Origin of the sequence: Janthinobacterium sp. PSPC3-1 (genome assembly GCF_049896105.1) — a bacterium.
GTDB lineage: Bacteria > Pseudomonadota > Gammaproteobacteria > Burkholderiales > Burkholderiaceae_D > Janthinobacterium.
Genome location: NZ_JAFCTQ010000021.1, coordinates 102899 through 114216, shown reverse-complemented (window position 1 = coordinate 114216; position 11318 = coordinate 102899). Strand labels below are relative to the sequence as shown.

General features: G+C 63.8%; 9 protein-coding genes. 1 reads left to right on the top strand and 8 read right to left on the bottom strand.

Translation table 11 applies throughout. The annotated features are described in order from the left end of the window. Positions 1–15 precede the first annotated feature (15 nt). Complete coding sequence (locus tag ACP7B7_RS20585; protein ID WP_426077901.1) at positions 16–552, bottom strand: hypothetical protein; 537 nt, start codon at positions 550–552, stop codon at positions 16–18. 210 nt (positions 553–762) lie between these two features. Between ACP7B7_RS20585 and ACP7B7_RS20580 the strand changes: the two genes are divergently transcribed. Beyond that, on the top strand, positions 763–2847 hold the full coding sequence (locus tag ACP7B7_RS20580) for a prolyl oligopeptidase family serine peptidase (RefSeq protein ID WP_426077900.1): 2085 nt from the start codon (positions 763–765) through the stop codon (positions 2845–2847). Between the two features lie 102 nt (positions 2848–2949). On the opposite strand, the gene ACP7B7_RS20575 is transcribed toward ACP7B7_RS20580, so the two are convergent. The 7 genes from ACP7B7_RS20575 to ACP7B7_RS20545 all read right to left on the bottom strand — a co-directional run bounded on the left by ACP7B7_RS20575 (position 2950) and on the right by ACP7B7_RS20545 (position 11278). Continuing rightward, on the bottom strand, positions 2950–5004 hold the full coding sequence (locus tag ACP7B7_RS20575; protein WP_426077899.1) for an esterase-like activity of phytase family protein: 2055 nt from the start codon (positions 5002–5004) through the stop codon (positions 2950–2952). 74 nt (positions 5005–5078) lie between these two features. Then, a complete protein-coding gene (locus tag ACP7B7_RS20570) occupies positions 5079–6029 on the bottom strand; it encodes a helix-turn-helix domain-containing protein (protein ID WP_426077898.1) in 951 nt (316 codons plus the stop codon). 67 nt (positions 6030–6096) lie between these two features. After that, on the bottom strand, positions 6097–6987 hold the full coding sequence (locus ACP7B7_RS20565) for a helix-turn-helix domain-containing protein (protein WP_426077906.1): 891 nt from the start codon (positions 6985–6987) through the stop codon (positions 6097–6099). Between the two features lie 54 nt (positions 6988–7041). Then, positions 7042–8517: a mannitol dehydrogenase family protein gene (locus ACP7B7_RS20560; RefSeq protein WP_426077897.1), complete on the bottom strand. Its 1476-nt coding sequence runs from the start codon at positions 8515–8517 to the stop codon at positions 7042–7044. A 2-nt stretch (positions 8518–8519) separates the two neighbouring features. Beyond that, positions 8520–9566 (bottom strand): ABC transporter ATP-binding protein, encoded by a 1047-nt coding sequence (locus ACP7B7_RS20555; protein WP_308922170.1) that lies wholly within the window; start codon positions 9564–9566, stop codon positions 8520–8522. 22 nt (positions 9567–9588) lie between these two features. Then, positions 9589–10407 carry a carbohydrate ABC transporter permease gene (locus ACP7B7_RS20550; RefSeq protein ID WP_308922171.1) on the bottom strand — a complete coding sequence of 273 codons (819 nt, stop codon included), beginning with the start codon at positions 10405–10407 and terminating at the stop codon, positions 9589–9591. Between the two features lie 10 nt (positions 10408–10417). Beyond that, positions 10418–11278: a carbohydrate ABC transporter permease gene (locus ACP7B7_RS20545; protein WP_308922172.1), complete on the bottom strand. Its 861-nt coding sequence runs from the start codon at positions 11276–11278 to the stop codon at positions 10418–10420. Positions 11279–11318: the final 40 nt, after the last annotated feature.

The window sequence follows — 11318 nt, the reverse complement described above, 5'->3', positions numbered from 1 at the left end:
CCTTTCTCAATGCGTTTACAAGCAATATTTTCGACCTACGGCCACACCAAGCACTGATGCTTCATGCAATCGCCCTGGGTAGCCCGTCTTGCGCTTGACTTCGCAATGGGCCAGCGATTTGACCTGCATGGTGGTGGCCGCTTCCTGCATCTGCTTGTCCTTGGCCGCCTCCGGATCCCTGGCCATTTCCTCCTTGGCCCAGGCGCGTATCAGCGCCATGGCCTCGGCCGGCGCCGGTCCGGGGAACTGCGCGTTCTTGCGTTCGACGCCAACCCAGTTGCCGCCCTCCTGGCGCAGCGGCAGCACCATGAAACCATCGCGCATGCCCGCGCTCATGCCGACCAGGCAGACGGTTTCCTCTTTCACTTCCGGCGACGGCAGGCAGCCCGACAGGCTGGTGACCTTGACGGCGATCGGCATGCTGGACTGGGTTTTCGCCACGCCCGCATCGACGGCGACCTGGATCTGCTCCTGGGTCGGCGTGGTGGCGGCATGGACAGCGCCGGCGGAAAACACAGTGGCAAAGGCAAGGGCAAAAATCGTCAAACGCATGGCGGCATACTCATATGAAAAAAGAAACGTAGTCTAGCAGCTACGCCTTGCGACCCCGTTCCGATTGGCAATAATCGCAGGCAACCAACTGGCATGCCGCCTTCTGCCACCACTGGTCAACTCCCGCAGCGACACCCGCTTTGTTGCTATCATGTCGGGCTGCCGGCGGTACAGCCGGCCAGATCGATCTTGAACATAACGGGAGTTTGAATGAGTTTACGTCTGCTGCTCTTGGGAGCATTCAGTGCCGCCATGGCCACCACCGCCGCCATCCCGGCGCTGGCCGCGCCGCGCGGTTTTACCGTCGAAGACATGGTTGCCATGGAACGTGTCGGCAGCCCGGCGCTGTCGCCGGACGCCACGCGCGTGGTGTACACAGTGCGCAGCACCAACCTCGACAAAAACCGCGGCAACACGCAGCTGTGGATGATCGACCTGCGCGCGCCGAACAGCGCGCCGCGCCAGCTCACGCACGGCGAGGCCAGCGCCAGCGATCCGCAATGGTCGCCCAAGGGCGACGCCATCTACTTCCTCTCAAGCCGCTCGGGCTCGTCGCAAGTATGGCAGCTGCCCCTGAACGGCGGCGAAGCGTCGAAAGTCACCGACCTGGCGCTGGACATCGACACCTACCGCCTGTCGCCGCAGGGCGACCGCCTGGCCTTCAGCATGGGCGTGTATCTTGATTGCGCCGACATCGCCTGCACCAAAAAACGCCTCGATGACAAGGCAAAGAACAAGGCCTCCGGCCTGGTCTACGACCAGCTGTTCGTGCGCCACTGGGACACCTGGGCCGATGGCCGCCGCAACGCGCTGTACTCGGCGCCGATCGACGCCACCGGCAAGGTCAGCGCCACGCCGGTCAGCCTGAGCGGCACGCTCGACGGCGACGCGCCATCGAAACCGTTCGGCGACAACGGCGAATACCACTTCAGCCCGGACGGCAAGACGGTGGCCTTCTCGGTACGCGTGGCAGGCCGCACCGAATCGTGGTCGACCAACTTCGACGTCTACACGATACCCGCCATCGGCGGCGAAGCGCCGCGCAACCTGACTGCCGACAATCCGGCCTGGGACGCGAAAGCCACGTACTCGCCGGACGGCCGCACGCTGGCCTATGTCGCCATGACCAAGCCCGGCTTCGAAGCGGACCGCTTCCACCTGGTGCTGATGGATGTCGCCACCGGCAAGAAGCGCACCGTGGCCGACGACTGGGACCGCTCGGTCGCCGATTTCCGCTGGACGCCGGACGGCAAGGCCTTCCTGGTCTCGGCCGATGACGTGGGCCAGCACCGCCTGTTCCATATCGACGCCGCCAGCGGCAAGGTGTCGGCCCTGACCGGCAAGGGCGCCGTCGGCGAGTTCGACGTGCGCGGCAATACCATCGTGCTGACGCAGGCCAACCTGGCCTCGGGCGCGCAGCTGTACCAGCGCAAGCTCGACGCCAAGTCCGAATCGGCACCGATGGTGCAGCTGACGAAGCAGAATGCTGCCGCGCTGGCCGACGTGCGTTTCGGCGAATACGAGCAGTTTTCGTTTGCCGGCGCGAATGGCGAAACTGTCTACGGTCACGTGATGAAGCCGTGGAACGCCAAGGCCGGCGAAAAGTATCCGATCGCCTTCCTCGTGCACGGCGGTCCGCAAGGCAGCTTCGGCAACAGCTGGAGCTACCGCTGGAATCCGCAGGTGTATGCGGGCGCCGGCTACGCCACCGTCTTTATCGACTTCCACGGTTCGACCGGCTACGGCCAACAGTTCACCGACTCGATCAGCGGCGACTGGGGCGGCAAGCCACTGGTCGACCTGCAAAAAGGGCTGGAAGCGGCCACGCAGAAGTTCGCATGGCTGGACCGCGAACGCAGCTGCGCGCTGGGCGCGTCGTATGGCGGCTACATGATGAACTGGATCGCCGGCAACTGGCCGGACGGTTTCAAATGCCTGGTCAACCACGACGGCGTGTTCGATAACCGCGCCATGTACTACTCGACCGAAGAACTGTGGTTCAACGAGTGGGAAAACGGCGGCACTTATTATGACGCGGCGGCCAGGCACGAGCAGTTCAACCCGGTCAACTACGTGAAGAACTGGAAAACGCCGATGCTGGTGGTCCAGGGCGACCTGGACTTCCGCATCCCGACCACGCAAGGCCTGGGCACCTTTACCGCGCTGCAGCGCCAGAACGTGCCAAGCAAGCTGCTGGTGTTCCCGGACGAGAATCACTGGGTACTGAAACCGGCGAACTCGCTGCTGTGGCATCACACCGTGTTGGACTGGTTGAATACCTATACCAGGAAGTAAGCGGTGATTGTCGGATTACGGCCTTTGGCCTAATCCGACCTACCATACGTCGTAGGTCGGATGAGCGCACAGCGCGTAATCCGACACCACCACCGCCAACGCTCAATACGTATTGAGCGCCTTGGCAAACTTCACGATCCACAACCGGGCTGGCCGTTCGCGGTCTTCGCCGCGCGCCACGCGGATGGTGTTGGCGGCGTTGCAGCCCACTGCGGTGCTGGTGACGATCACGCCATTCGCATCCACCACGCATTTGGTCACATCGGCGCCCGCCACTTCCACGCCGGCCGCGTCAAACACCTTGGTCTTCATGCCGAAGTCGTTGTCGTTGGCCAGCGCAATGGTCGAACCGTCGACCAGGGTCAGGCCTTCGGCTTTTTCCGCCGCCCAGCCGATCGCGTTCAGGTCCAGCAGCAGGGTTTTCTTCATCGGCTTGACCTGCGCCCAGTCGGCGCCGTTGACGGCGGCACCGGCCATGCTGCTCTTTTCCAGATCCGAGCTGGCGGCATTGTAGGCGGCGGCCGAAATATCGGTGGCCGCGTTCAGGTCGACCAGCATCAGTTTGTTGAACACCTTGCCCGAAGGCGCGGCGCCCTGCTCGATCACGAGGAACTTGCCGCCGCCCAGCGCCACCACGTCACCCAGCTTGGCGTTGCCGGTGCGTCCGTCCTGGTAGTCGGCCGCGTCGAGCGGATAGGCGAAACTCCTGCCGCTGGTCCCAAGCGCCGGGTCGAATTCGATCCAGCGCGTGAAGCGCGCATAACGCTCGATCAGTTCGGCTTTTTTAGTCACCGCATAGGTGGCGCTGCCGTCCGTCAGCGGGCTTTGCAAAAAGGCGTACAGCTTGTCGTTGGACGTGTCGAGGGTCATGCCTTCCATGCCGCGGTTGGCGCGGCGCTTTGCGAACAATGCCGGCAGGCCCTTGCCCGGTTCATACTTGGCCTGGATCACGCCGGTGGCCGCATCGAGCTTGATGATGAAGGGACCGTATTCGTCGGAGACCCACAGCGCGTTGCGCTTCTTGTCGACCACGATGGCTTCCGAATCGAGGCCGCCCGCATTGAACACGGCCTTGCCGCTGGCGTCATACTTCATCACGTCCATCACGGGAATTTCGGCCGAATTGCCGACCGCGCCCACCGGCACCGGCAGGCCCGAGGTGTTGATGCTGGCGCTGACCTTGATCGGCGTGGAAGACGCCAGCACGGCGCCGTTCTTGCCCACCGTGATCACGCCGAACGCGGGCGCAAAGCTGGGCGACGGGAAGATCTTGCTGCCGATGGTGGCGCCCTTGACGTTCGGGTCCGGCACCAGCGGGCCGTCGCCGTTCGGGCCGCGGTCGGTCAGGCCATAGAACTCCAGGTCGCCATTGGCCGCCGTGCCCTTGAAGGCCAGGCCGGAGCCGTACGATGGCAAAAAGCCGTTCGGGAACTCGCTTTTCACTTTCGCGTTGGCGCCCTCGTACGGCACATAGAAACTGTTGGCCGCCTGGATCTGGTAGCGCGTGACGGTGACCTTGACTTCACCCAGTGGCGTGGTCTGCATCAAGGCTTCGTTGAGGGGGGTGCCCACTTTCGACGCCAGCGTGTCTTCGAAATGCTCGCGCACCAGGGCCCGCCGTTCGGTGTCGACCGTGCGCGCGGCGAATGTGGCGCCCAGGGTGGCCAGCTGCGCGGACAGCGCCGTATTGAAGGCGGCGGGGGCGGCGGCAAAGTCCAGCGTCTTGCCGGCCAGCGCCTTCCTGACCTCGCTGGTGATCCTGATGCCGTTCGACGGATCGCTGTCGTCGTCCAGCAGCTGCAGCGCCAGCAGGCGGTTGACGACCTTGTCGTCGGCCACGCTGGTGCTGGCGGCCAGCGTCAGCGGCGTGACGACGGGGTTGCACAGGGTGGAGCCCAGCACCACGCCGCCGGCGCTGAAGGTGACGGTGTCGCCCGCATTGCAAACGAATTCGCCCTTGGCATTGGTGCTGGCCTTGGCGGCGCTGCCGGCCACATACTCCAGGCCCTCGACGGCGCCGTCGAGGAACACCCCGGTCATGGCAACCGGCTTGGCAGCTTCGTCATGACTGTCGCTGCCGCCGCAGGCGGCCAGGCACAGGCCGGCGGCAAGCGCCAGCAGGCTCAGTTTCGGGAGGGTGTTCAGGGGATGGTTCATCGGCTTCCTCAAGGTGGTTTGGATCAGAACCGGGAAGCCTACCGTGTCGAAATGACAAGCGTATGACAGCATTGTCACGAGAGATGCGCCGATGCGACAGATTGATCGGGTGGCCCGCCGATACCGCCAAAACGGCCATCGGCCTGGCGCCGGAACTCCTTCGGCGTGACGCCCTTGACCTGCAAAAAGCGGCGGTTGAAATTGGCCACGTTCTGGAAACCCACGTCATAGCAGACGTTGGAGACATATTGGTCGGTGTCCATCAGCAGCTGGCAGGCCTTGTTGATGCGCAGCCGGCTGATAAAGTCGGTAAAGCTGTTGCCGGTCGCCTTGCGGAAGAATCGCGAGAATTTACTGAGCGACATGCCCACCTGTTCGGCCAGCATTTCCGCCGAAATCGGCTCGCGGTAGTTTTCCGTGATGTAGTTGAGCACCGCGTTGACCTTGGCCAGGGTGGCGTCGTCGTCGTAGGAACGCAGCGAGGCGGTCGACAGCAGCCGGTAATTGGCGGTGCGCGCCAGCGCCACCATCAATTGCACGAAGTGGCCGAAGCGCTCGGCGCCGTGGGTGGCGCGGATGCAGGCCAGGTGCCGCTCGGCCTCGCTTCCCATGTCGAAGAATTCCACGCCATAGCTCGAGCGCTCCAGCAGCGGCAGCAGTTCGCGCAGCTCGGGAATCACGCGCGCGGCGCCGGCCAGCGGCGCATGCGAAAACTGCACGATCATGTCGCGCAGCGGCACCCCGCCTTCGGGCACCACGGTCGATATCCAGTTGTGCGGCAGGCGCGGCCCCGTCAGCACCAGGTGGCCGGGCGAGAATTCGCCGATATAGTCGCCGACGAACAGGCGCCCGCTGGTGGCGACGATCAGGTGCAGCTCGTATTCTTCATGGCAGTGCCAGCGCACGCGCGAGCTGGGATAGCCGTGTTCCAGGTAATTGATGATGCCGTCGTAGCTTTCGCGCTCCAGCTCGGGCGGCTTGCGCTCGATCTCGCGCTGCGCGTCCTTCAGCCATGTCTGTTCCATGCTCGTCTCGTTTTTTTATGGTCAGCTGCCAGTGCATGCAATGTACCGCAAAACGGTGGCAAAGTCGCTACCCCTGTTCACCGAAGCGGCCCAGTGCCTGCTGGCGGAATTCCTTCGGCGTCATGCCTTTCAGTTCCAGGAAGCGGCGGTTGAAATTGGCCACGTTGTTGAAGCCGGCCTCGTAGCAGATATTGCTGACGTAATGCTCGGTCTCCATCAGCAGCTGGCAGGCCTTGTTGATGCGCAGGCGGTTGACGAAATCGGTAAAGCTGTTGCCGGTGGCGCTGCGGAAGAAGCGCGAAAAGGTCCGCTCCGGCATATCGACCTGTTCGGCCAGCTGCTTGAGCGAAAACTGGCTGCTGTAATTGTGGACGATGAAGTTGATGGCCGAACTGATGCGCGCCAGCGCGGCATCGTCGTCGCTCGACTGCATCGGAACGGTCGACAGCAGCTGGTAGTCGCTGGTCTGCGCCAGTTCGCCCAGCAGGGTCAGGAATTCGATCAGGCGCGGCAGGCCGCTGCTGTCGCGGATGCGCTGGAAACGCCGCAGCGACAGCTCGCTGACATTGAAGAACTCGACACCGTGCAAGGCCCGCTGCAGCAGCGGAAACAGGTCCTTCAGCTCGGGCATCACGGACGCCATGGCGGCCAGCGGCGGATGGGCGAACTGGATCACCATGTCGCGTAGCCGCACCCCTTCGGGCGGCGTGTCGAGCGAGACCCAGTTGTGCGGCACGCGCGGGCCCGTCAGCACCAGGTGGCCAGGCGTGAACTGGCCGATATAATCGCCGACGAAGACCTTGCCCGAGCTTTCCACGATCAGGTGCAGCTCGTACTCGTCGTGGTAATGCCAGCGCACCAGCGAGTTCGGAAAGCCGTGCTCCAGGTAGCGGATGAAGCCATAGCTGCCCTTGGGTTCGAAGCCCGGCGTGGCATCGCGCTGCTGCTCGTGCTCCATCTGCGGCAGCGGATACTCGGCCTTTTTAGGCGTGGCGCGCACCGTGCGGCTGCCTCAGGCGACGGCCTGGTCGAGCGCCAGGCGCGCGCCGAGGTCGTACAGGCTGGCCAGCGACAGCCCGACCGCCTGGGTAAACGCCGGCGTGTCGGACAGGTCGCCGAACAGCTCGCGCATCGACAGCAGCGCGGTGGCGTCCGCGCCGCCATGCAGGGCCAGCTCGCGCAGGCGCACGCCATGCGGATCGTTGAGCGGCATGGCGAGACCATTGTCGTCATGGCCTTCCAGGTAGCGGAACCAGCAAGCCACCGTGAACGCCAGCAGCTTGATGCCGCCGCCCTGCGCCAGCGCTTCGCGCACGGAAGGCAGCACGAATTTCGGGATGCGCGCCGAGCCTTCGGTGCCGATGCGCGCCAGCTGGTCGCGCACGGCCGGATTCGAAAAGCGCTCGATCAGGGTGTCCTTGTAGCTGGCCAGGTCGATGCCCTCGACTTCTTCCAGCAGCGGCGTGACTTCACGATCCATCATGCGCCGCACCAGTTGACGGATGCCGGCGTCCGCCATCGCTTCATGCGCGTAGGTGTAGCCGAGCAGCATGCCGATATAGCACAGCGCCTGGTGGCTGGCGTTCAGCAGGCGCAGCTTCATTTTTTCATACGGCAGCACATCGTGCGTCATCTGCGCGCCGACCAGTTCCCAGGTCGGACGGCCGTGCGGAAATTCGTCCTCGATCACCCACTGGCGGAATGGTTCGCACACCACCGGCCAGGCGTCGATAATGCCGAACGATTCCCGCACCAGCGCGCGGTGCTCGTCGGTGGTGGCCGGCGTGATACGGTCGACCATGCTGTTCGGGAAAGCGCAGCCGGCCTCGATCCAGCTGGCCAGGCCGGCGTCGACCAGGCGCGCAAACGCCAGCAGCATGGTGCGCGTGACGTCGCCATTGTTTTGCAGGTTATCGCAGGACATGATGGTAAACGGCGCCAGGCCGCGCGCGCGGCGCAGGCCGAGTGCGGCCAGCAGGTAGCCGAACGAGCAGCGCGGCGCTTGCGGGTTGGCCAGCTCGTAGACGATATCGGGGTGGCCGGCGTCGAATTCGCCCGTGCCCTGGTTGACGTAGTAGCCGCCTTCGGTAATCGTCAGCGAGACGATGCGGGTGGCCGGGTCGGCCAGCTTTTCCAGCACCGCCTGCGGGTTTTCCGGCGCGTACAGATACTCGCCGATGCAGCCGATCACGCGCGCCGTGTCGCCCTGCGCGCTGCGTTCGACCACCGTGTACAGACAGTCCTGCGACTGCATGGCGTCGCGCATGGCGGCGTCGTGCGGCAGCAAGCCCACGCCGCAATAGCCCCACTGCTCATGGCCCGGCAGGGCCAGCAGGTCATCGAGGTAGACGGCCTGGTGGGCACGGTAAAAGCCGCCCACGCCGATATGCACGATGCTGGGGGTGAGCGTGCCGCGCGCGTAGGCCGGCACCTGGATGTCTGCCGGCAGCTGGGCCAGCGTCTCTTGTTTCAATGCGATGGCATTCATGGTCAAGCTCCCTTCGCGCCGGCATAGGTCTTGCCGTCGCGGTCAAAATAATGGACAAATCCCGGTTCGAACGTCAGCTGCGTCTGCTGGCCCGGATGCAGGCTGCTGCGCTCGGCGCCGCGCGACACCACCTGCACGTTGTTGGCCAGGCGTACATAAGTCAGGGTTTCCACGCCCAGCGACTCGACCAGCTCGACGGTGACGGGCACGCTGCCCGGCTGGGCCGCGCCCAGGTGCACGTGCTCGGGGCGGATGCCGACAAAGCCGTCGGCCTTGGCCGCGCTGCCCGCCTGCGCCAGCAATTGCGGCGCGGCGTCGGCCGGCACCACGTTCATGCTCGGCGTGCCGATAAACTGGGCCACGAAGCGGTTCGCCGGCCGGTCGTACAGCTCCAGGGGCGAGCCATGCTGTTCGATCTGGCCGTCGCGCAGCACCACCACGCGGTCGGCCAGGGTCATCGCCTCGACCTGGTCGTGCGTGACATAGATGGTGGTGGCGCCCAGTTCGCGGTGCAGCTTGGCGATCTCGATGCGGGTCTGCACGCGCAGCGCCGCGTCGAGGTTCGACAGCGGTTCGTCGAACAGGAACACTTTCGGATCGCGCACGATGGCGCGGCCGATCGCCACGCGCTGGCGCTGGCCGCCGGACAGCTCTTTCGGCGTGCGTTCCAGGTAGCGCCCCAGGTCGAGGATGGCGGCCGCCTTGTCGACTTTTTCGCGGATGATCTTCGGATCGACGCCGGCCAGTTTCAGCGCGAACGACATGTTCTGGAACACCGTCATGTGCGGGTACAGCGCATAAGACTGGAACACCATCGCCAGGTCGCGCTTCGATGATGGCAGGCCCGTGATGTCGCGCCCGTCGAGCGACAGCTTGCCGCCGTCGATCGGTTCCAGGCCGGCGATCAGGCGCAGCAGGGTCGACTTGCCACAGCCCGACGGGCCGACAAACACGACGAACTCGCCCTGCTTGATTTCCAGGTCGATGCCCTTGATGGCGCGGTGCTCGCCGAAGAATTTTTCGATATTGCTCAGTTGAAGATAAGCCATGATATGTGTCTCTATTCTGTAGTTATTTGACTGCGCCGAAGGTCATGCCTTGTACTAACTGCTTCTGGCAGAACCAGCCCAGCGCCATGATGGGCGCGATCGCCATCAGGGACGCGGCCGACAATTTGGCCCAGAACAGGCCTTCGGGGCTGGAGTACGAGGCGATCAGCCAGGCCAGGGTGCCGGCGTTCGAGGCGCCCAGGTTCAGCGACCAGAACGATTCATTCCACGACCACACCATGCACACCAGCGCGGTCGAGGCGATGCCGCCCACCGACAGCGGCAGCACCACATGGCGGAACTCGTCCCAGACGGTGGCGCCGTCCATGCGCGACGCTTCCAGGATTTCGCGCGGCAGTTCCTTCATGCTGGTGTACAGCAGCCAGATCATGATGGGCAGGTTCATCAGCATGAACATGATGGTGAGACCGACGCGGGTATCGAGCAGGCCGAAGTACTGGTAGCAGATATAGATCGGCATCAGCGCGCCCACGCCGGGCATGTAGCGCGAGCTGAGCATGAACTTCAGCAGGCCGATGGTGCCGCCGGTCGGGAAAAACGCCATCGAGTAGGCGGCGGGAATCGCGATCAGCAGGCCGATGGCGGTCGAGACGACGCTGGTAAACAGCGAGTTCCAGGCGTAGCCAAAGTAATTGTCGCGCGCCAGCACTTCGCGGAAGCTGTCCAGCGTGGGCCCGAAGAACAGCAGCGGCGGCGTGGAAATGGCCTGCCCTTCCGTCTTGAAGGCCATCAGTCCCAGCCAGAAGATGGGAAAGAACAGCAGCAGCGCGAACAGCCAGGCGGCCACCGTGCGGCCATACAAAGCAAATTTATTGTGCATGGTGGTCTCCTTATTTCGACAGATTCTTGCCGATGACGCGCATCAGGAAGAAGGCGGCAATGTTAGCGATCAGCACGGCGAACAGCGCGCCGGCGGAAGCCGCTCCGATGTCGTAGGACAGCAGCGCTTGCTGGTAGATCATGAAGGTGATGGTGGTCGTGTCGAAGCCCGGCCCGCCGCCCGTCGTGGTAAAGATTTCGGCAAACACCGACAACAGGAAGATCATTTCGATCATCAGCACCACCGACACCGCGCGTCCCAGGTGCGGGATGTACAGGTAGCGCAGCTGCTGCAGGTAGTTGGCGCCGTCCATGCGCGCCGCTTCCAGCTGTTCGCGGTCCATCGATTGCAGCGCCGTCATGAAGATCAGGCAGGCAAACGGCAGCCATTGCCACGACACCATCATGATGATCGACACCAGCGGATGGGCCGACAGCCAGTCGACCGGCGCGGCGCCGAAGAAGATGCTGATCTGCGCGAACAGGCCGTAGATCGGGTTGAGCAGCATGTTCTTCCACATCAGGGCATTGACCGCCGGCATTACCAGGAACGGCGAAATCAGCAGCACGCGCACGATGGCGCGGCCCGGGAACGCTTCATTGATCAGCAGGCCCAGCGCGGCGCCCAGCAGCACCGTGATCAGCATCACGGAAAACAGCAGGGTAAACGTATTCTGCAATGCCGGCAGGAAGGCGGCATCGGTAAAGAAGAAGTGGAAATTGTCCAGGCCATGGAAAGGATGGCCGCTCGGATCGAGCATGGAATAACGCACGAAGGCGTAATACAGCGTGATCAGCAGGGGAATGACGGAAATGACGGAGACGGCAACGACTGCCGGCGTCAGCAAGGTCCGGGGGATAATGCGTTTCATAGGAGTTCTCTTGGGGCGTGGGAGGTGATAGCACCGGCTT